Source organism: Maribacter sp. BPC-D8, from assembly GCF_035207705.1.
Taxonomy (GTDB): Bacteria; Bacteroidota; Bacteroidia; order Flavobacteriales; family Flavobacteriaceae; genus Maribacter.
Genome location: NZ_CP128187.1, coordinates 4,148,886 through 4,171,008 on the forward strand (window position 1 = coordinate 4,148,886; position 22,123 = coordinate 4,171,008).

Annotated in this window: 19 protein-coding genes; 10 read left to right on the forward strand and 9 right to left on the reverse strand. The window is 36.5% G+C overall.

Annotated elements, in window-relative coordinates; translation table 11 throughout:
• The first annotated feature begins 5 nt into the window (after positions 1-5).
• From QSV08_RS18255 to QSV08_RS18265, 3 genes are all read left to right on the forward strand, one after another.
• Positions 6-2,366, forward strand: a complete 2,361-nt coding sequence (locus QSV08_RS18255) for an ABC transporter permease (protein ID WP_324025134.1) — start codon at positions 6-8, stop codon at positions 2,364-2,366.
• Positions 2,367-2,399: 33 nt separating this feature from the next.
• Entirely contained in the window at positions 2,400-4,817 is a 2,418-nt protein-coding gene (locus QSV08_RS18260; RefSeq protein WP_324025135.1) for an FtsX-like permease family protein, read from the forward strand.
• A 66-nt stretch (positions 4,818-4,883) separates the two neighbouring features.
• Positions 4,884-5,549, forward strand: a complete 666-nt coding sequence (locus tag QSV08_RS18265; RefSeq protein WP_324025136.1) for an ABC transporter ATP-binding protein — start codon at positions 4,884-4,886, stop codon at positions 5,547-5,549.
• 181 nt (positions 5,550-5,730) lie between these two features.
• On the opposite strand, the gene QSV08_RS18270 is transcribed toward QSV08_RS18265, so the two are convergent.
• Positions 5,731-7,407, reverse strand: a complete 1,677-nt coding sequence (locus QSV08_RS18270; RefSeq protein ID WP_324025137.1) for an amidase — start codon at positions 7,405-7,407, stop codon at positions 5,731-5,733.
• A 193-nt stretch (positions 7,408-7,600) separates the two neighbouring features.
• Here QSV08_RS18270 and QSV08_RS18275 point away from each other — a divergent pair, with 193 nt between their 5' ends.
• The 5 genes from QSV08_RS18275 (at position 7,601) to QSV08_RS18295 (ending at position 10,877) form a co-directional block, all read left to right on the forward strand.
• Positions 7,601-8,743, forward strand: coding sequence for an Mrp/NBP35 family ATP-binding protein (locus QSV08_RS18275; RefSeq protein ID WP_324025138.1), 1,143 nt, complete (start codon positions 7,601-7,603; stop codon positions 8,741-8,743).
• A 2-nt stretch (positions 8,744-8,745) separates the two neighbouring features.
• Positions 8,746-8,988, forward strand: coding sequence for a NifU family protein (locus tag QSV08_RS18280; protein WP_299322096.1), 243 nt, complete (start codon positions 8,746-8,748; stop codon positions 8,986-8,988).
• A 72-nt stretch (positions 8,989-9,060) separates the two neighbouring features.
• On the forward strand, positions 9,061-10,119 hold the full coding sequence (locus QSV08_RS18285; protein ID WP_324025139.1) for an NAD(P)/FAD-dependent oxidoreductase: 1,059 nt from the start codon (positions 9,061-9,063) through the stop codon (positions 10,117-10,119).
• Positions 10,120-10,160: 41 nt separating this feature from the next.
• The gene (locus QSV08_RS18290; RefSeq protein ID WP_324025140.1) at positions 10,161-10,508 is read left to right on the forward strand and encodes a four helix bundle protein; all 348 of its coding nucleotides are present in this window, start codon (positions 10,161-10,163) and stop codon (positions 10,506-10,508) included.
• 36 nt (positions 10,509-10,544) lie between these two features.
• Positions 10,545-10,877: a ferredoxin gene (locus tag QSV08_RS18295; RefSeq protein WP_324025141.1), complete on the forward strand. Its 333-nt coding sequence runs from the start codon at positions 10,545-10,547 to the stop codon at positions 10,875-10,877.
• A 578-nt stretch (positions 10,878-11,455) separates the two neighbouring features.
• Here the strand turns inward: QSV08_RS18295 and QSV08_RS18300 are convergent.
• Positions 11,456-13,195 carry an ABC transporter ATP-binding protein gene (locus QSV08_RS18300; protein ID WP_324025142.1) on the reverse strand — a complete coding sequence of 580 codons (1,740 nt, stop codon included), beginning with the start codon at positions 13,193-13,195 and terminating at the stop codon, positions 11,456-11,458.
• A 164-nt stretch (positions 13,196-13,359) separates the two neighbouring features.
• On the opposite strand from QSV08_RS18300, the gene QSV08_RS18305 reads away from it, so the two are divergent.
• A complete protein-coding gene (locus tag QSV08_RS18305; RefSeq protein WP_324025143.1) occupies positions 13,360-14,406 on the forward strand; it encodes a TPM domain-containing protein in 1,047 nt (348 codons plus the stop codon).
• Positions 14,407-14,453: 47 nt separating this feature from the next.
• Entirely contained in the window at positions 14,454-16,631 is a 2,178-nt protein-coding gene (locus tag QSV08_RS18310; protein WP_324025144.1) for an acylase, read from the forward strand.
• A 29-nt stretch (positions 16,632-16,660) separates the two neighbouring features.
• On the opposite strand, the gene QSV08_RS18315 is transcribed toward QSV08_RS18310, so the two are convergent.
• From QSV08_RS18315 to QSV08_RS18345, 7 genes are all read right to left on the reverse strand, one after another.
• Positions 16,661-17,395, reverse strand: a complete 735-nt coding sequence (locus tag QSV08_RS18315) for a hypothetical protein (protein ID WP_324025145.1) — start codon at positions 17,393-17,395, stop codon at positions 16,661-16,663.
• Between the two features lie 33 nt (positions 17,396-17,428).
• Positions 17,429-17,596 carry a hypothetical protein gene (locus QSV08_RS18320; protein WP_324025146.1) on the reverse strand — a complete coding sequence of 56 codons (168 nt, stop codon included), beginning with the start codon at positions 17,594-17,596 and terminating at the stop codon, positions 17,429-17,431.
• Between the two features lie 83 nt (positions 17,597-17,679).
• Positions 17,680-18,042 (reverse strand): hypothetical protein, encoded by a 363-nt coding sequence (locus QSV08_RS18325; protein WP_324025147.1) that lies wholly within the window; start codon positions 18,040-18,042, stop codon positions 17,680-17,682.
• A gap of 4 nt (positions 18,043-18,046) precedes the next feature.
• A complete protein-coding gene (locus QSV08_RS18330) occupies positions 18,047-19,111 on the reverse strand; it encodes a dipeptidase (protein WP_324025148.1) in 1,065 nt (354 codons plus the stop codon).
• Positions 19,112-19,113: 2 nt separating this feature from the next.
• Positions 19,114-20,226, reverse strand: a complete 1,113-nt coding sequence (locus QSV08_RS18335; RefSeq protein WP_324025149.1) for a D-TA family PLP-dependent enzyme — start codon at positions 20,224-20,226, stop codon at positions 19,114-19,116.
• Between the two features lie 5 nt (positions 20,227-20,231).
• Positions 20,232-20,693 (reverse strand): RidA family protein, encoded by a 462-nt coding sequence (locus QSV08_RS18340; RefSeq protein WP_084134924.1) that lies wholly within the window; start codon positions 20,691-20,693, stop codon positions 20,232-20,234.
• A 17-nt stretch (positions 20,694-20,710) separates the two neighbouring features.
• On the reverse strand, positions 20,711-22,027 hold the full coding sequence (locus QSV08_RS18345) for a gluconate:H+ symporter (protein ID WP_324025150.1): 1,317 nt from the start codon (positions 22,025-22,027) through the stop codon (positions 20,711-20,713).
• Positions 22,028-22,123: the final 96 nt, after the last annotated feature.

Genomic DNA, 22,123 nt, shown 5'->3' on the forward strand with positions numbered 1-22,123 from the left:
TAATCATGTTTAGAAACCATCTAAAAGTAGCTTGGCGGAATTTAATTCGGAATAAAAGCTTTTCGGTATTAAACATTGCAGGACTCTCTATAGGGTTAACTGTTTTTACGCTAATTGTGCTTTGGATAAATTTTGAATTAGGCTTCGATAGATTTCATGAAAACCAAGAGCGTATTTATGAAGTAAATAATCAGTATGATGTAGATGGAGAAATTTGGACATGGAATTCCACACCAAAGGCAATGGCCCTTGCCATTAAAAAAGATTACCCAGAAGTAGAGCGGGTATCTAGATACTATTATGATACGCCTTTTTTGTTCTCTGTAGATGACAAACGAATTAAGGGAAATGGAACAATAGTAGATCCAGATTTCTTACATATTTTCAGTTTTCCTTTAGTTCAGGGAGATATCGAGAGCGTATTAAGCGACGTAAACTCGGTAGTAATTACAGAAACATTCGCAAAAAAGATATTCGGTGAAAAAGACCCTATTGGTAAGTTGGTTAAAATTGATAATGCCGATAGCTTTAAGGTTACAGGAGTATTAAAAGATCTGCCCGATAATACCGATTTTACTTTCGAATTTTTAGTCCCTTGGGATTATTTGATTCAAAAAGACTGGGATGATAACAACTGGGGGAACAATTCTGTAGCAACGTATGTAAAACTTAAAGAGGGTGTTGATTTCACTCCGTTTTCAGCAAAGATTAAGACCCTTCGTGAGAATTATGATAAAGATTCGCCAGATATGGAAACCCTGTTATATCCATATTCAAGAACCTATTTATATTCAGAATTTGAAAACGGAAAAGAAATAGATGGTAGAATAGAATTAATACGGATGTTCGGTTTTATAGCAGCGATCATATTGCTCATCGCCTGTATTAATTTCATGAATTTAAGTACCGCTAGAAGTGAGAAAAGAGCTAAAGAAGTAGGCGTTCGAAAAGTAATGGGAGCTCCTAAAAAGTATTTGATATATCAGTTTTTGGGCGAATCAATGTTGATTTCTTCTATTGCGGCGCTACTCGCTTTTGTAATCATACTTCTAGTATTACCAGCGTTTGGTAATTTAGTAGGTAAAGAGCTCTCCATAGATTTTACAAGTAAATGGTTTTGGTTATCTGCAATAGGTATTGTGTTATTTACAGGAATATTGGCAGGTAGTTATCCTGCATTATACTTATCTGCTTTTAAACCATCTGCAGTATTAAAAGGAACATTTCATAAAGTAAATACATTAATTACCCCTAGAAAAGTATTAGTTGTTGTTCAATTTTCGGTAGCTATAATTTTAATTACCGCAACATTAATTATTACGCAACAATTAGAAAAAGTACAGGATAGACAATTGGGATACGCAAAAGATAATCTCGTTTATACTTTCATGGAGGGTGATATTGAAAAAAACTATGATGCCCTAAGAGAAGAACTTTTAAAGTCTGGCGCTGCCACTTCAGTAACTAAAACAAGCTCTCCAATAACAGAAAGTTGGAGCAATACTTGGGGTGTAGAATGGGAAGGTAAAAAAGAGAATAATAAAACAATCATTTTAAGAATGATGGCTGATGATGCTGTTGTTCGAACGTTAGGCTTAGAGCTTTTGGAAGGAAGAGATTTAGATCTGCAAAAATTCCCAACAGATTCGACAGCAGTAATATTAAACGAAGCTTCGGTAGCATTAATGGGTTTTGAAAATCCAATAGGGAAAATTATAAATGATAATGGTAAAAAATGGCATGTAATTGGTGTGGTTAAAGATTTTGTATTCAATTCTCCTTTTCAGAAGATTGAACCTTTGGTTATTGAAGGGGCAATGGGTTGGTTCAACGTTGTTCATATGAAATTAAACGAGGCAAATACCACGGCAAATAATTTGGCTACGATAGAACACGTGTACAAAAACTATAACCCAGAGTATCCATTTAATTATGACTTTGTAGATGGCGAGTATGCTAAGAAATTCAGTGATCAACAGATTACAAGTAAGCTTGCGGGGCTTTTTACTTTGCTAACCATATTAATTTCTTGTTTAGGTTTATTTGGTTTGGCTAGCTATATGGCAGAAAATAGAATTAAAGAAGTAGGTATTAGAAAAGTATTAGGTGCTTCGGTTGGTACAATTGTAACACTATTATCAAAAGATTTTTTAAAACTAGTATGTATTTCCATTTTAATTGCAATACCTATTTCGTGGTATTATATGTCTAATTGGTTAGAAGACTTTGCTTTTAGAATAGCTATTTCGTGGTGGATTTTTGCAATCGCTGGTGTATTAACACTGCTAATCGCTTTGATCACGGTAAGTTTCCAAGCCGTAAAAGCAGCAAAGGCAAACCCGGTAAAGAGTCTAAGAACAGAGTAGTTTAAAATTCATCAATCAATTTAAAATCAAATCATGTTTAAGAATTATATAAAAATAGCTTGGCGAAACTTGTTTAAGAATAGGGTATTCACTGCTGCAAATATTGTTGGACTTACTTTAGCATTTGCGGTGGCGTTGTTGTTGACCATGACAGCATTATTTGAGTTGTCTTATGATCAATTTCATGTAAATAAGGCATCTACCTATCAAGTGTATTATTCAAACCAGACACCAAAAGGTCCAGATATTTCTACGGCCAACCCTGTGCCTTTTGCTCCGGCATTAAAAGAAGAAGTTCCAGGTGTAAAACATGTTGCTAGAGCATTGAGTGAAAATGTCTTGGTGTCGTATGGCGAGAATGATTTTAATTTAGATGCCGAATATGTAGATACAGATTTTTTCTCCATTTTTAGTTATCCAACACTTGCGGGCCATAACAATAAACCCATACAAGATCAAAATTCAATAACACTTACAGAAGAGGCATCTAAAAAGTTATTTGGTACTACAGATGCTATAGGTAAAACGGTGAAAGTGCTCATAGGTAAAGACGAAAAACCATTTAAGGTTTCAAGCATTCTAAAAAGCATACCAGATAATAGTAGTGTTAGTTTTGATATTGCTATCCCTTTCGATAGTCATTATGAATACAAAGAGAATATAGATGTTTGGGATGCTCGTAATCACCCAGTATATATTCAATTGGAAGACGGAATTTCTAAATCTCAGTTTGAAAAAAGTACGGTAGATTTCACTTTACTGCATAACGAAGAGTTAATAAATAATATGAAACGCGATGGCGCACAGCCAGATGTTAATGGTAATTATGCTCAACTAGGCTTGTTGTCGTATACCGACAAACGTTTTGCGAACATTAATTCGGGCGTACTGCAGATAAAAAGAACCTTTCCGTATATGATTTTGGGTATTGCCTTTTTAATCATTTTCATAGCCTGTGCCAATTTTGTCAACATGAATATTGCTTTAGGCGAAAAACGTTTGAAAGAAATAGGCATGAGAAAAACATTAGGTGCTGTAAAAGGACAACTTTTCAGTCAATTTTGGTTAGAAAGTTTATTGGTATTTGTCATAGCAATTGTTTTTGCGTTAGTACTATCTAATTTGCTAAATGATCCTTATAAAACCTTGTTTAATACTGAAGCAACCTTCGCGAATCTAATGACGCCTACAATTCTTGGTAGTTTTTTGGTAGGTATTTTATTGGTGACTTTGATTACAGGTGGGTATCCAGCTTTACTACTTAGTAAATTGAATACGTTAAAGGCATTAAAGGGTAAATGGGAGTTGGGTAAAAACGGAGTTAGAAATGCTTTGATTGTTGTGCAATTTGTAATTGCAATTGTATTGATAACGGGGACTTTGGTTTTTCAAGGTCAAATTCAATTCATGAGAAATAAAAATCTCGGATTTAATAAAGAACAAGTAGTATCGATACCCTTAAACGGAAAGAAAGATAGTTATCGCGTGGTAGAACTTCTACGAAACGAGCTGCAGGGTAATGGTAATATTTTAGGCGTTAGTGGATCAGATAATAATTTAGGGCGTGGTAAAGATGGTAGCATCTCAAGTAGTGTTTTGGGTTTTGAATATAAGGGTAGAATTGTACATAGTAATGTACTTACGGTAGATTACGACTATGCAAAAACCTTAGATTTACAGTTAGTAGAAGGTCGTATGTTCAGTAAAGAGTATAGTGCAGATAGCTTAAGTATGGTTATCAACGAAGCAATGATGAGGGAGTTGAATGAAAAAGAAAACCCGTTAGCGACAAGAGTATATTTTGATGAAGATTCTGTAGCGTATAATGTCATCGGAGTATTAAAAGATTTTAATCATCAAGATATTAGTAAAAGTATAGAGCCATTAACCTTTTTTCTAGATAGAGATTATGAGCTGTATTACGCTTACGTAAAAGTGGCACCTGCAGATATGGCAAAATCTTTCGATGCAATCAAAAATGCATGGCAAAAAATAGAGCCTAACGCTGAGTTTCTGGGGTCTTTCTTAGATGAGAATATAGATAGAACATTTAGGCGAGAAAAAACGATGGCAACCATTGTAACGGCAGGTTCCGTTTTAGGTATAGTGCTTAGCTGTATTGGTTTGTTTGCTATGTCATTATTAGTAGTTGCTCAGCGCACAAAAGAAATAGGTGTACGTAAGGTCATTGGAGCAAGTACATCTTCAATAACCATATTGTTAACCAAAGACTTTTTGAAATTAGTCGGTATAGCATTTGTGATAGGAACACCGATTTCGTGGTATGTTTTAGATCAATGGCTACAAGATTATGCATTTAGAGTTCCGTTAAGTGTTTGGTTTTTTATCGGATCAGGATTGTTAGCTGCTTTAATAGCATTATTGACCGTTGGTGCAAGAACTATGAAAGCAGCAGCGGCAAACCCGGTAAAAAGTTTAAGAACAGAGTGATAATCAAGACATTTAACCAACAACCAACAACCACTATTTCACTAACAAACTAATTCACTAAATAAGATGTTATTACAAATTAGAAATATTTTCAAATGGGTACAGCAAGGCGGTCAACGTATTTTTTTGCTAAAAGATATTAATCTAGAAGTAGCTGAAGGGGAGTTCATTTCCATCATGGGTCCGTCGGGATCAGGGAAATCTACTTTGCTGAATGTTATTGGTATGCTCGATACTTTTGATGAAGGCGAGTATGATTTCTTAAGTGAATCGGTTCACACGTTAAAAGAGAAATATCGTTCTAATTTGTATAAGGAGTATATCGGATTTGTATTTCAATCATATCACTTGTTAGATGATTTAACGGTGGAAGAAAATTTAGAAATGCCATTGTTGTACAAAAAGATAAAAGGCTCTGAGCGCAAGGCTCTGGTTGCAGATATGTTGGATAGATTTAATATAGTAGGGAAGAAAGATTTGTTCCCAACACAATTAAGTGGCGGTCAACAGCAGTTGGTTGGCGTAGCACGTGCATTGATTGGTAAGCCAAAATTGATTCTAGCAGATGAGCCAACAGGAAACCTGAACTCACAACAAAGCGAAGAAATCATGCAGCTTTTTAAGAAGTTGAATGAGGAAGAAGGTGTCACTATTATTCAAGTAACACACTCCGAAAAGAACGCTGAATACGGTTCAAGAATCATCAACCTTTTAGATGGCAGAAAGATTTAGTTTTGAAATGTGTAAGATGACACTTCGATCGCGGCCGAGAAGTGATAAGTTTTAATGTAATTTACGAATGTCAGTTCGAGTGCCTATTATTCAATTTTTTCATTGGATAATAGGTGTATCCAGAACCTTTTGAAAACAAATAGTTCCCGACTGAAAAAATGCAACAACCAACAAACAACAACTAATCCGTATACCCTTCCGGATGCATTTCATCAAACTCGGTTTGATCCTGAAAAGCTTTTGCTAGTAAAAGAATACTTGCTTCATCGTACAGATTGCCAACTAGGGTAATACTTGTTGGGTGTTTCTCTTTATCTAATCCTGTAGGTATGGCAATAACAGGATGACCAGTAAGGTTTGTGATAATTAATTGTTTATTGCCGAACGTTGGGGATATCAGCACATCATAATCTTTCATGATAACCTGCATTTTTTCGATAAGCACTTGTCGGTGCCTATTTGCTTGTAGGTATTCTACAGCAGGTATAAAACGAGCTTGTCGTAAAGAATTTGCACGTGAACGTTCATCTTGTTCTACCATTTTATCTACTTCTCTTGCACGAACCATATCATCAAAAAATGCTCCTGCTTCTGCCCTTAATATCACATCAAAACTTTTATAAGGCACATCTTCTGGTAGTTCCACTTCGTTTAAAGTCAGTCCCATTTCTCTAAAAGTCTTCAAAGCTTTTTCAAGGTTGACTTTACTTAGAGAAGTGTCTTTGTTGATATCCTTTTTTAGGTATCCGATTCTTAGCGATTTATAATCTTTTGTAGGTTCGAATCCGTCAGGGTAATTAGTGGTCATTCCGTCTTTAGGGTCTTTGCCGGTAATTACGCTATACACAATAGCACAATCTTCGGCACTTCTCGCCATAGGTCCGACCTTGTCCATAGACCAACTTAAACTCATCACTCCGTGTCTACTTACTCGACCGTATGTTGGGCGTAAACCAGTAATTCCGTTTCTATTACTTGGCGATGTAATTGAACCTAATGTTTCTGTACCCAAGGCAAAAGGGACCAATCCTGCTGAGGTCGCCGAGCCAGAACCAGCAGATGAGCCTGTGGCACCTTGTTTCGTATCCCACGGATTTTTAGTTTTTCCATCGAACCAAACATCGCCACGCGCTAAAGAACCAGATACAAGTTTCGCAACTAAGACTCCGCCAGCAGCTTGTAATTTTTCAACCACCGTAGCTGTCATTTCAATTTGTTGATTACGGTAGGGTTCTGCACCCCATGTGGTTTTATAACCTTCAACCGCCATAAGGTCTTTTACGCCGTATGGTATGCCATGTAAAATTCCGCGGTAGTTTCCGGCAGCCAGTTCTGCATCTAAAAGTTTAGCCTGCTCCAATGCCATTTCTTCGGTTATGGTAATAGTGCATTGTAAAAGTGGATTGTATTTTTTTAATCGGGCTATAAAGAACTGGGTCAATTCTAGCGAACTCATTTTTTTGCTTTTAATGAGTGAAGCAAGCTGGGGTATGGAGTAAAAAGCAAGGTCAGCTTTTTTGTTTGGTAGTTCTACGTTAACGGCAATTTCCCATTCTGGGAATCCCGCTTGTGCTTTTGGGGTAAAGTTTAAGGGTAGGGGGTTAAACTGTATTGCAGGTACAACGTCGTTATCTAAGGTGTATTTCCGCAGGGTATCAAAACCTTCTTTATTCCTTTTTAGATATGGGTATAGGGTGTCAATATATTTTTTGTTGAAATCTAATCCCATTAATTTTTGCGATCGTTTTACATCTTTTTTAGAAAATTCATTTTTAGAACTAGAACAAGATGTAATAAGTAAGAAAGTAAAGAGGCCAAGAAATGAAAATAAAGCTATTCTTTTGGTAGGTTGGAACATGAGTTGCGTTTTAAAGAAGATTCTAAAATACGGTTTTTAGATAGTTTAATTCTGCTTGAAAATCATAAATAATAGAGAATTGAATTTCTGTTAATAAGAGGTTTTAATTATAATGGCATCTTCATTTTCAATACGCTAACTTCATAATCTAACAACTAAGGATTATCTTTGTTGTTTAGAATGAATTTATATAATGAAGATAGATAAGAAGGATATTTTAAAGGCATTGGAACATATTACCGTTCCTGGGGAAGGTCAAAACATGGTAGAAAGTGGTGCAGTTACCAATATCCAAATTTTTGGCGATGAGGTTGAGGTAGATATTACTATTACAAACCCAAGCCTACAAGCACGTAAAAAGACTGAAGTAGAGATTTTAAAAATTATTCATAAAGAGGTTTATGAAAAGGCAAAAATTAAAATCAATGTTAAGGTTGATGCTCCTGCTGCAAAGCCGAAAGTAAATGAGATAAAAGGTAAAGCGATACCAGGTATTTCTAATATTATAGCGGTAGCCTCTGGTAAAGGTGGGGTAGGTAAATCTACCGTAACAGCTAATTTGGCAGTCACTTTGGCAAAAATGGGTTTCAAAGTAGGCTTGTTAGATGCCGATATCTACGGGCCATCAATGCCTATAATGTTTGATGTAGCCAATGATAAACCACTTGCAGTAACTATAGATGGTAAATCTAAAATGAAGCCAGTAGAAAGTTATGGCGTTAAACTATTATCAATTGGCTTTTTTACACAAAGAGACCAAGCGGTAATTTGGAGAGGACCAATGGCTTCTAAAGCACTAAATCAGATGATTTTTGATGCACATTGGGGCGATTTAGACTTTATGTTGATCGATTTACCACCAGGTACAGGCGATATACATTTAAGTATTATGCAGGCATTACCAATAACTGGGGCTGTTGTAGTGAGTACACCACAAGAAGTTGCACTTGCCGATGCTAGAAAAGGGGTGGCAATGTTTCAGCAAGATTCTATAAACGTACCTGTTTTGGGAATTGTAGAAAATATGGCCTACTTTACACCTGCAGAGTTGCCAGATAATAAATATTATATTTTTGGTAAAGAAGGTGCGAAACACCTTGCAGAAGATTTAGATGTACCTTTTCTTGGTGAAATGCCTTTGGTACAAAGTATACGTGAAGCTGGTGATGCAGGTAGACCTGCAGCATTACAAACGGCTACACCTGTAGAAAAAGCATTTGAAGAATTGACAAAAAAGATTGTCAGTGAGGTAGTTTCTAGAAATAAAACATTACCACCTACAGAAGCAATTAAGATTACAACGATGGCGGGTTGTTCGCCTGTTAATAAAAAATAAGTATGACATCAGCAGAACTAAAATTAAATGTTGAAAAAGCATTAGAAGAAATCAGACCTTTTTTACAAAGTGATGGTGGTGATATTACATTGGTTTCTATTGATAATGAATCTTCGGTAAAAGTAAGATTAGAAGGTGCTTGTGTTGGGTGTAGTGTAAATCAAATGACACTGAAAAGTGGTGTTGAAATGACCATTAAAAAGTACGCCCCGCAAATACAAGAGGTGATAAATTTAGCAGTTTAAATCCTGATAATTATCATAATTTATAATAGGATAGATTGATAATTTTGAAGGATATTACATAGAATTGAAGTAATGATTAAGACCGATATATTGATAATTGGCGCAGGACCTACGGGTCTTTTTGCCGTTTTTGAAGCAGGACTCCTAAAACTAAAATGCCATTTAATAGACGCTTTGCCACAGGCAGGCGGACAGTGTTCTGAAATTTATCCTAAAAAACCTATTTATGATATTCCTGGTTTTCCAGAAGTATTGGCGGGTGATTTGGTAGATAATTTAATGGAGCAAATTAAATCTTTCCAACCAGGGTTTACTCTCGGTGAGCGCGCAGAGACTATCAAAAAATTAGACGATGGTACTTTTGTAGTAACCACAAATAAAGGTACTGAGCATAATGCACCGATTGTTGCTATTGCTGGTGGTTTAGGAAGTTTTGAGCCTAGAAAACCATTGTTAGATAATTTGTCGAAATTCGAAGACAACGGTGTGGCTTACATGATTAAAGATCCTGAAGTATACCGTGATAAAAAAGTAATTATAGCTGGTGGGGGTGATTCTGCTCTAGACTGGAGTATTTTCTTGGCAGATGTAGCGTCTCAAGTAACTTTAGTACATAGAAGAAATGAATTTAGAGGAGCTTTAGATTCTGTTGAGAAGGTTCAAGAATTAAAGAACCAAGGCAAAATTAATTTGATAACTCCCGCAGAAATTATTGCCTTAAATGGTGATGATAAACTAGAATCTGTTCTAATAAGAAAAATTTCTGATGCTAAGGAAGAGATTACTTTAGAAGTAGATAGTTTTATCCCTTTATTCGGGCTCTCACCAAAACTAGGTCCGATAGGTGACTGGGGATTGGATATAGAGAAAAACGCTATTAAAGTAGATACGTTCGATTATCAAACTAATATTCCTGGAATATATGCGATCGGAGATGTAAATACATACCCAGGTAAATTAAAACTGATCCTTTGTGGTTTTCATGAAGCAACGCTAATGTGTCAAAGTGCCTTTCAAAAAATTCATCCAGATAAAAAATACGTTATGAAATATACTACCGTAGGTGGTGTAAGCGGTTTTGATGGAACAAAAAAAGAAGCGCCAAAAGCGGTAATTAAAGCGATAGAATAAATTATAAGGCATTAGGGCAAAGGATTTAGGAGCTAGTAAATATGGCTGTAAAAAGATTTGAAGATTTATTAGTTTGGCAAAAATCACAAGATTTAGCTGTTTTAGTTTATAAAGAATTTATAAACTTGAAAGATTATTCTTTTAAAGATCAAATTTCTAGAGCTTCGGTTTCAATATCCAATAATATAGCAGAAGGTTTTGACCGAAAAACTAATCCTGATTTTATCAGGTTTTTATATTTTGCTACAAGTTCAAATAGCGAGGTAAGGTCTATGTTGTATTTGTCTGAAAGATTAAATTATTTACCAAAAGAGAGAACCATTGAATTAATTGAGAAGTCTAATGAAATTTCTAGAATGCTTTACGGACTAATTCAATCTATGAAATAAGCTAGTTCACTAAACCCTAACTACTAAATCCTATCAATGACCGACATCAAAATAAAAATTACAGACCGCGACGGAGTCTTACATGAAATAGACGCCCCTACAGATATGAATATGAATCTAATGGAAGTAGTTCGTTCTTATGAACTTGCGCCAGAAGGTACAATAGGTATTTGCGGTGGTATGGCTATGTGTGCTTCTTGTCAATGTTATGTGTTATCAGATACAGAACTTCCGGAAATGGGCGATGATGAGGAGGCTATGTTATCTGAAGCTTTCAACGTAAAAGATAATTCACGCTTAGGCTGTCAATTACATATCACCGAAGATATGGACGGACTAGAAGTTAAGCTAGCTCCAGAGGAATTATAAGAGTCTCGTAATTGCCAGAAAACGAGATGCAATCGAGATTGACAAAGCAATCTGTTTGATTGATTTCAAAAGCTCGTAATAGTCTTGTGTTGGAAAATAATTTTTTATTTTCCAACAGCCAACAGCCAACAGCCAACAGCCAACAGCCAACAGCCAACAGCCAACAGCCAACAGCCAACAGCCAACAGCCATTAAGCAGGTAGGTGTTCCAAACAAAAAGATAGCCACGCTTTGCTCGCTATGACGAAAAGAATGTTGCTGCCGTCATTGCGAGAAGCATTTCGCGACCTAGCAATCTGTTGAATTTGTGTTCCTGAGTTTTTCGACTGCGCTTAAAATGAAACATATTTTTTTGCAGTTGAGTGTCAATATAGAATCGTATTGAAAGGGGTTTAGGTACTGGCGAGTGTTCTCGATACAAATTTTCTCATACTTCGAAAATTCACTCGAACTGACATTTTTTTATTTTCCAACAACCAACAACCAACAACCAACAACCAACAACCATTTTCCAACTTGAACTAGAGCTTGTATTTTATTTTTCCTAACTCCTAACTCCTAACTCCTAACTCCTAAACTTATATCCTAGCCTGATAGGTAAACAAATTATGGTATCTCCCTTCTTTTGCGATTAGTTCGTCGTGAGTACCTTGTTCAGCTATACGTCCGTTTTCGATAACTAAAATCTGATTCGCTTTTCTAATCGTGCTTAATCTGTGGGCGATAACGAAAGTGGTTCTTCCTTTGGTTAATTCTGCTAAACTCTTTTGAATTAAAGCTTCACTTTCTGTATCAAGGTTTGAGGTAGCTTCATCTAGAATCAGTATTCTAGGGTTTGCTAAAACCGCACGTGCGATAGCGATACGTTGTCGTTGTCCGCCAGATAATTTTACGCCGCGTTCCCCAATAACCGTATTTAATCCCTCTTCAAATCTGTCAGTAAACTCATCAACATACGCTGCTTTGATTGCGGACTGTAATTCTTCTTCAGAAGCACCAGGTCTAGGGAAAAGGATGTTTTCTCTAATAGTACCTTCAAATAGAAAATCGTCTTGTAAAACAACACCTAAATACTGTCTAAAGCTGGTGAGGTCAACTTTTGATAAATCGGTACCATCAATGGTAATTTCTCCCGAATCCGGATTCAAGAAACTAGCCGCCAATCCTGCGATTGTAGATTTTCCTGAACCAGAACTACCGACAAGAGCAATAACATCGCCTGATTTTGCTTCAAAACTGATGTTATGCAAAACATCTTTATCTTCTTCGTAGGCAAATGATACATCATTAAAAACCATATCACCTTTAATATTCGAAAGCGTAATGGTTCTATCTTTTTCATCAGACTCAGAAACCTTGTTCATTAACTCTTCGGTACGATCTAAACCAGCTAGAGCTTCTGTCAGCTGGCTACCAACATTGCTCATTTGAACAATTGGTGCTACCATCAATGCAAGAAGAAAAGTGAACTCAAAATACTCACCAGTAGTAAGTTCGCCTTGCATCATTTTGTAACCGCCAAAGCCCATCATAATTCCTGTTGTTGCGAGTCCTAATAAAAAAGTAGAAGCACTGGTCATAAATGCCGTAGCTGTTAAACTCTTCTTTACATTTTGGAATAATTTATCTACACCCTCTTCAAAAACCTTGCTTTCTTGTTCTTCGGCATTAAAACCTTTTATAACACGAATACCACCTAGGGTTTCTGTCAATCTTCCTTTTACTTCCGCATTAATTTTTCCACGTTCTCTAAATACTGGTCTAATGATTTTAAATGCTTTTAATGCAATTAGCGCAAAAAGAATGAGAGGCACAAAAGTCAATAGTGTCATAGTAGGGCTAATTCTTAGTAATAAAATTAGAGACACTACTGCGGTAATTGTACCACCAACAAGTTGCACGAGTCCGGTACCGATTAAGTTTCTAACCCCTTCAACATCGCTCATAATTCTAGAAACCAAAGAGCCAGATTTAGTGTTGTCAAAAAAGCGAATAGGCAATGATAGCACTTGTTTCTGCACTTGAGACCGTAATTCAGAAATCATATATTGAGCTTGTATACTCAGTACTTTGGTCAATAAAAATGACATAACCGCTTGCACTAAAAAAGCAAAAATTACAACCGCGACCAATATTTTTAATAAGTCGTAATCTTTATTGGGTACAATATCATCTAAAAAATAACGTAGCGACACCGGAGCAACAAAACTTGATGCTTTACTAATTACAATGAGTAATAAACCTAGCAAAACCAGTTTTCTACGTGGCCATATAATAGTCTTAAATGCGGTTAGGATACTTACTTTTTTTTCTGCCATATGTATTTAATTTTCCACTGTCTTGTAGAGGGAAGTCGAGACTAAAAGACAACAAGTCGCAAGTTACTTCAATTCTAAAGTTTTACCGAATCTAGAATAGGTTTTGATAATCACTATTTGTGTCGATAAAGGTTTTTATATTTGGGTATCTTGATTACCGACCGATGCTCAAAAAAACTATTTTCTTTTTTCTGTTAGTTACGTTTTACGCAAATGCGCAAGACCAATACTATGAGTTACGAGATTTTGTAACTGATAGTGCACACATATTCACCGCTAGTCAAGTACTAGAATTAAATCAGCGATTAGTTGAATTAGAAGAGAAAACTACAAATCAGTTAGTGGTAGTTACGATTGAAGATTTAGGGTATGATACTATTGAAACCTATGCAAATGCATTATTCAATCAAAACGGAATCGGTCAAGAAGGTAAAGATAATGGGCTATTGATTCTATTCTCAGAATTAGACAGAGAAGTTAGAATAGAAGTTGGTTATGGATTAGAACCGTACATTACAGATGCCGTTGCATCAAGAATCATTAGAAATACGATGATTCCTAATTTTAAAGAGGAGGCGTATTTTACGGGTGTTAACGAGGCTAGTAATCAGCTCATAGAATTTCTTAATAATCCAGAAGCACTTGACGAGTTTAAAAAAGAAATTAAAGACGAAGAAAGTAATAATCAGCTAATAATGTACATTTTTATTGGCTTCTTTCTACTCATATTTTTAACGGTAGGCGGTTTTTTCTTTTATAGAAGTTATAAGAATATCATTGAAGTTTTTCGTGGAATACTCATGGGTAAGCTTGGAGTATTACCAGGATTATTTATGTTGATTGCAGGTTCGTTATCATCTTTATTCGGTTTGGTTTTTATGCTAGCTCCAGCAACTGTTGCTTATAGCATACTTACGTCTAGTCAATCTATAATAGGAGAGATTGTAGATAATCCAAAATTATTATTATGGGTATTACTTCCATTTTTTGGTATTGCTACAATCATTGCTTTTATAAAAATAAAACTATCACGAAAAGATGATTTAGATATATCCTGGATTAAGAACGACAAGACTTATTACAGAAAAACATTCTCTTCTTCAGGCACGCATTCTTTTAGTTCGGGTAGTAGCTCTTCTGGCGGTAGTTCAAGTTCATTTTCCGGTGGCGGAGGAAGTTCTGGTGGTGGCGGATCTAGCGGTAGTTGGTAAAAATCAAGTACATTTATATATCTCAAGAATTTATTAAAATAGTAGCAATGAACAGAATTATTTATTTGTTGGCATTCGTATTGGTTTTATCATGTAAGACTAATAAGCCAGAGAAGGGTGAAATTGAAAAATGGGAAGCTCAGGCTGCGAATGTTGAAATAATAAGAGACGATTTTGGAGTGCCTCATATTTATGGTAAGTCAGACGCCGATGCTGTTTTTGGCTTGTTATATGCGCAGTGCGAAGATGATTTTAATCGCGTAGAGCAAAACTACATTTGGGCAACAGGTAGGCTGGCAGAAGTAGATGGAGAAGAAGCGTTGTATAGCGATTTGCGTGCAAAATTGTTTATGACAGAAGAAGAGGCTAAAGCGAATTATGAAAACAGTCCCGCGTGGTTAAAAGAATTATGTGATGCCTTTGCCGATGGAGTAAATTACTATTTATACACACACCCAAAAGTAAAACCAAGATTATTGACACATTTTGAACCATGGATGCCGATGTACTTCAGTGAAGGTTCAATTGGCGGAGATATTGAGCGTATTTCAACAAAAAAGATAGCTGCATTTTATGATAGTAATATGGCTTTGCCAGAAATGGAAGCAATACAGTTAAAGAAGGAGAAAGAAGCAGAAGAGCCACAAGGTTCTAACGGAATTGCAATTTCAGGTAAATTAACGCAATCTGGCAATCCATTATTATTGATAAATCCGCATACCTCATTTTACTTTAGGGGAGAAGTTCATGTAGTTTCAGAGGAAGGATTAAATGCCTATGGTGCGGTAACATGGGGTCAGTTTTTCGTCTACCAAGGATTCAATGAGAAAACCGGATGGATGCATACATCGACCTATACCGATGTTATGGATGAATTCAAGGAGACAATAGTTAAAAACGACGATAATTTATTCTATCAATACGGAGAAGAATTGCGACCGGTACAATCATCTGAAATTGTTTTGAAATACCTTGATGGTAAAAAGCTGAAAGAGAAAAAGTATCCGGCATATAGAACGCATCACGGTCCAATAACTCACGTTGCCGAAGGGCAGTGGACAGCATCTGCCATGATGTGGGAACCGGTAAAAGCATTAGAGCAGTCCTTTATACGATCTAAGCAAAGCGGCTATAAAGGATTTCGCGAAATGATGGATATCCGTACCAATTCTAGTAACAATACGGTGTATGCAGATGCGGAAGGGAACATCGCTTATTTTCATGGTAATTACGTTCCAAAACGAGATGTTCAATTTAATTATGCAGAACCGGTTGACGGTAGTAACCCTAAAACAGACTGGCAAGGTTTGCATTCGGTTGATGAAAATATTCTAGTGTTGAATCCTGAAAACGGGTGGATACAAAACTGTAATTCTACTCCGTATACATCGGCTTTAGAATTTAGTCCTAAGAAAGAAGACTATCCGAATTACATGTCAAAAGACCAAGAAAATTTTAGGGGAGTACACGCAATTGAATTATTGACGGATAGAAAAGGATATACTGTAGATAGCTTAATTCAATTAGCCCACGACCCTTATTTACCAGCATTTAAAGCATTGATACCTGGTTTGGTAAAAGCATATAATGCACATGACGATAAGAATCCGAAATTAAAAGAGCCAATTAAGATTCTTGAAGAATGGGATTACACAACTGGTGAAGATCAGGTAGCCATGACCTTGGCACATTTCTATGGTACTGCTATGGGTGCAAGCGCCAAACACCCAGATAATATGAGTGATATGGAGCGTATGACCTATTTTGGAACGCATACAGAAGAATCTTTGAAGATATTCGAGGAAGTAATTGATCAACTAACAGCTGACTTTGTAACTTGGAAAAAGCCTTGGGGAGAGGTGAATAGATATCAAAGAATGACAGGTGATATTGTTCAACATTTTGATGATTCTAAGCCAAGTATTCCTATAGGTTTTGCTTCTGGAAGGTGGGGAGCATTAGCTGCATACGGAGCTCGTTATACTACAGAGGGCGCAAAAAAAATATATGGTACACGAGGTAATAGTTTTGTAGCGGTTGTGGAATTTGGTGATACCGTAAAAGCTAAAAGTATGTTAGCTGGTGGGCAAAGCGGCGATCCATCTTCAAAACATTTCGATGATCAAATTGAAAGATATAAGAATGTAAATTGGAAAGAAGTTCCTTTTTATCGTGAAGATGTTTTAAAAAGGGCTGAAGAAACCTATATACCTGGTAAGCGATAATTTTAAAAGTGAATTAAAGCAGAACAGTTTTACATAGATTCTTTAGTAACAATCAAAGTTGCCTTAGAACCAGCAGATAAAAGCCATTTGTTAGAATAGATCAATTCACCTTTGTCATTGTAAACATCTACCTGTGCGGTATTCGGTGCTGAAGAACCATGGTTTAGAGCTTCAAAATCTAAACGGTTAAATCCGTCTTGTAAATCAACATTAATGCCTTTAAATGCACCTGTTAACAGAAGGTTTTGTTCAACAACCATATCGTTCATGTATATTTTTACACGATCACCATCAACATATTCATGGTCTCTACAAACAATGCCTATAAACTTTCCGCTACTTTTTACATCACCTAAATATTGATCGGCAAAATACTGACCAGAACCACCTAATCGCTCACCAGGACCAATACGCGGGTCAATTTTCATACCTGTGCCTGCTTGTACCAGTTCTTCATCACGTAGCATTTTTACAGGATTAGGAGCTGTCATATCTATACTAGGCTGTTCTTTAATTAAATTAGGCATATTCAGAACAGATCCTTTATTTGGAGTGCCACTAGAGTTAATAGGGTTTACTCTATCAATTTTAAGCGGTTTTGATGTAGGTAAATCTGTTTGAGCAGAAACCTGAACCGTAGAAAAAGTGAATAAAACAATAAAAAGAAAAAAAGTTTTCTCATCGAATATTAAATATGATGAAATAAAGATAACAAATACCCTGCCATGGGTACTTAAGGCTTCGTTAAAAAACTGTCGATTCAACTATAATTCGTTGAAATGATTGTTCTGACGGACTTAATCAGAATCTTCTTCTTGTTTTTGCTCAGTTTTGATAAAATTGCCGTTGATCATTTTTTCTTCTTCACATATAACATTTGATATGCCTACCATAAATGCAGCGATGAGAAGTATTAGCTTTCTTTTTACCCAAAGAAAGGCTTTATTTATTTTTTTGAAATACATAATAGTGATGATAAATGGTGAATACTAGTTATCATTTGTGTACGCTTGGTACACATTAAAATAGCTGAAGAAGCTATTTTCTATTATGCGGTTCTTTGGTGTTTAGAAGTGATTTTTTTAGTAAGAAATACGGCGTTGTCAATAGTTGATTGGTAGACTAAGAGGTTGCCATTTTGAACGCTTATAGCTTGTTTAGTGCTAATGCCGTAATTTTTAGATAAAATGATAAAAGCAATATAAACGTCAGCAATAGAAGAGATAAATACAGTGCTGTTAATTTCATATGTCGCAGCATTGTTTTCTAAATGTTGGACATGTTGAGGAGGAGTGTATAAAGAAATTTGAAATTCAGCACGAGTAGTATCCCTAAAATTTAGATTACAGTGTTGTACTGTAAGTCCGATTAAAAGACATAGCGATACTAAATATGTAAAAATCTTCTTCACTAAACTATTTTAAATTTCGTCTTAGAAAGTTAATGAAATTTCCGTTCATAATTTTCTCAATGTCCGGTTGCCCATAACCTCTATCTTGTAGTAATCCTATAGTTTTCTGTAAATCAGCAATAGTATCGACATCTGCGGGGCCTTGTTCTGTTCCGAATCCGCCATCAAGATCAGAGCCAATTCCAACGTGATCTGCGTTACCAGCTAATTGACAAATATGGTCGATATTATTTAGTATTTGCTGTAGACTTACGTTTGCAGATTGCGGAGTAGAAACACCTCGTTCCCAGGTTGGTGTCATCATCCAAGCATCTAAGACTACACCGATAACTCCTTTTCTGCCAATGATTTCTTTTAATTGCTCATCGGTAAATTGCCTGTGATGGTTTACTAATGCTCTGCAATTATTATGGCTTGCCCAAAGTGGTCCGTCATAATTTACCATCGTTTCCCAAAAACTTAGGTCGCATAAATGGGTGACATCAAGTATAATACCTAGTCGTTGAATTTCTTTTAGAAGCTCTCTTCCTTTGGTTCCAATGCCGCCTACTGAATTTGTTCCGTGAGCATAAGTACCCGGACCATAATGCGCAGGGCCAATAGCTCTTAAGCCAGAATCATAAGCTTTCTGAAGGTATGAGATATCAACGATAGAATCTGCACCTTCAAGACTAAGTAAATAGCCAATAGGCTTTTTTTCTTCGTCCGTTTTCCAAAGGGCTAAATGAGCATCAAGTTGGGTTTTATTGTTGATCTGAACCATTTCACCAGCATCTTCCATGCTTTTGTACCATGCCAATTGCCCTTGTGTATGTGCCCATGCCTGTTGCGGCGATTTCCATCCTGGCAAGGTGTTGTCCTTGTGCACATAACGAGCAATTTGCGTCGCCATACAGAGTCCGACATTACCTTTTCTCATCGCTTCTAAAGAAACAGTATTAGTACCACGACCAGGCTTATCGGTTAAGCCCTGTTCACTTTTTCTAATTTCGTCAACAGACCAAGTAAGGTCGCGATTCCAGTCCATGGCATTCATAGAAAGGTCTAAATGGGCATCAAATATAAACATGCTTAAATAGTAGATTTTTGTGTTCTGGCAGTCACCGGCCAATAGTCGACAACGGCATTATCTTTTATAACAGTTAGGGTGTCGTATTTCGCGACTGTTGGACAAATGTGTTTGGGTATGGCGTAATGAGCATCGCCAACCTCTGGTATGGTTAAATCATCATACTCTACCACCAAGTGTTCTTCTGATTGACTTATTTGTTTGCTGTGTTTTAAATCTAAAAACTCAATTCTAGGAAAAGGCATTTCAGGTGCAACCGATTTATGACCGAGATCAAAACAGAGAATTCCAGTTGTTGGTTTGCTTATAATTCTTGTAAACAGCACTGCAGCGGGTAAAAAGCCCATTTCTGGAAATAGGTTTCCATAACCAGAATCCCAAAGAAGGGTAGTGCCAGGGCTGGCATCAACATCTTGGCGTTTACAATGAAAAGGAAACGTTGGCGAACCGCCAGCTACAATTTTTGGGCTAGGTATATTTTTGTTTTCAATACTTTTCTTTAAGTCGATAACCGCTTCGAAAGCTGTATTACATTCTTGCTCTCGTTTTGCAGAATCTGAATTACGGAGATGGCCGTCATAAACATGTAAACCTTCAGCAACTAAATATTCATTTTTATGTAATTGGGTATACAATTCTAGAGCATCATGGTCAGGAATGATTCCTGTTCTGTTCATGCCATTATTTATATCTACCCAAAGCGGAATTTTAATGTTGTTGGATGCAGCTATTTCACTTAAAATAGTAAGCGTTTTAGAATTATCTATAAGGGTTGAGAACTTGGTATTCGGGTATTTTTTAATCAATTCAATAAAACGCTTTGCATTTGCACCAACAGGTTGCATGGCTAATAAAACGTCAACAGCTTTGCAGTCACCAAGTAGTTCCGCTTCAGCAATAGTGGCGCATTTGAATTTTTGAATTCCGCGTTCCATCTGCATGTTGATGATATTGGCATTTTTATAGGTTTTAATATGCGGACGTAGCCGATTTACATCGCCTGTCATAGAAATCATCAAGTCGATGTTATGTTGAATTCTATCTGGATACACCAATAAAGAAGGAGAAATCACTCCCTCGGGATGATTAATTGAATACCAATTTTCGTTTGCCATAATTTTTAATGATGTAGTTCGAAATGAGCCTCAATTTCAACAGGTATACCGCCAGGTAAAATCATACCAACAGCACTACGAACACCTACTCCGTTGTCGGGTCCGAAAATGTCTGCCATTAACTCACTAAAACCATTAATGACTAAAGGTTGTTGACCAAAATCGGGAGTGGAGTTGACCATTCCCAAGGTTTTTACAATCCTTTTAATTCTGTCGATATCTCCGAAATGTGTTTGTATCGTAGAAAGCATGGTAAGGGCAACTTGCCTTGCGGCGATTTTAGCTTCTTCCATTGTCATATCATGACCAGCTCTGCCGACAATTAATGAACCATCATTTTGCATAGGACCCTGGCCAGAAATATATAAAAAATGGTCAACGACTAAAACAGGCTTGTATAAACCTGCAGGAGGTGGGGCAGGTGGTAAAACTAAACCTAATTCTTTAATTCTTTCAGAAGGTTTCATATGCGATTTTTTTAATATTAAATAAATGTATTTATAACAAGAACACCTACCAATCCCATAACGCCAACGGTAGTTTCCATTACGGTCCAGCTTTTTAACGTGTCTTTAACCGATAGATTAAAGTACTCTTTAAATAACCAAAATCCGCTATCGTTAACATGAGAAAGCATTAAACTACCAGAACCTATTGCCAATACCATTAATTCTGGACTTGCCCCTGTACCTTGAACCAAAGGAAGAACTATCCCCGCAGCGGTTAAGCCAGCTACAGTGGCAGACCCAACACAAACACGTATAATGGTGGCGATCAGCCAAGCTAATATTAATGGAGAGATTGATGATTGCTCTAATATTCCGCCAATATATTCGCTTACACCGCTATCAATTAAAACTTGTTTTAATGCGCCAGAGCCAGCGATAATAAGGAGTACCATAGTAATGCCGGTAATAGCACTACCAACAGAATCCATAACCTCTTTCATACTTTTGCCTTGACCTAAACCTAAAGTATAAATAGCGACCAAAACGGCAATAAGCATGGCAATAGCTGGATTACCCATAAAAATTAAAATCTTGGTAAGAAAGAAATCTGCAGGTAGTAAAAGTTGAGCCAAAGCAGCTACTGCAATTAATATAACTGGTAAAAGTGCGCTGATAATGCTATTCGCCATACTCGGCATTTCATCTTCCTTTAAAACCACAGGGTTAAGAAATTCTTTAAGCGGTGTTGCGTTAATACCTTTTAAAGTTCTTGAAAGTAATGGTCCTGCAACAATAATTGCCGGTATGGCAACTATGATTCCGTATAACAAAGTCTTACCAATATCGGCATTAAACATAGAGGCAAGAGCTGTAGGAGCAGGATGCGGAGGTAGATAACCATGTGTTACCGATAAAGAAGCTAGCATTGGTAAGCCTACATATAAAAGAGGAAGACCAGTTGCTGCTGCAATAGTAAAAACTAGAGGAACCAGAATTACAAAACCTACGGAATAAAACATAGGTATACCAACAATGAATCCGGTTAGTACTACCGCCCATTGAATGTTCTTTTTTCCGAATTTCTCGACCAGTTTTGTGGTAATTCGTTGCGCTGCACCACTATCGGCAACCAACTTGCCCAGCATAGCGCCAAGACCTAAAATAATGACAAGAAATCCTAAAATATTACCGATACCTTTTTGAATGGAATCGACTACTGTAATGGGTTCCATGCCCTCGGCAATACCAACGAATAAAGAGACGATGATGAAAGTAATAAAGGCATTTAGTTTGAATTTTGCAATGAGAATGAATAGGAGAAGAATTCCTAGAATAACGATAAATAAAGGCATATTTTAATAGAGTTAGTTTAGTTGATTCTCTAAATATACCATAAAAAAAAAGCTCATCATATTTAAACTAAACATGATGAGCTTGAACTAAAAAAA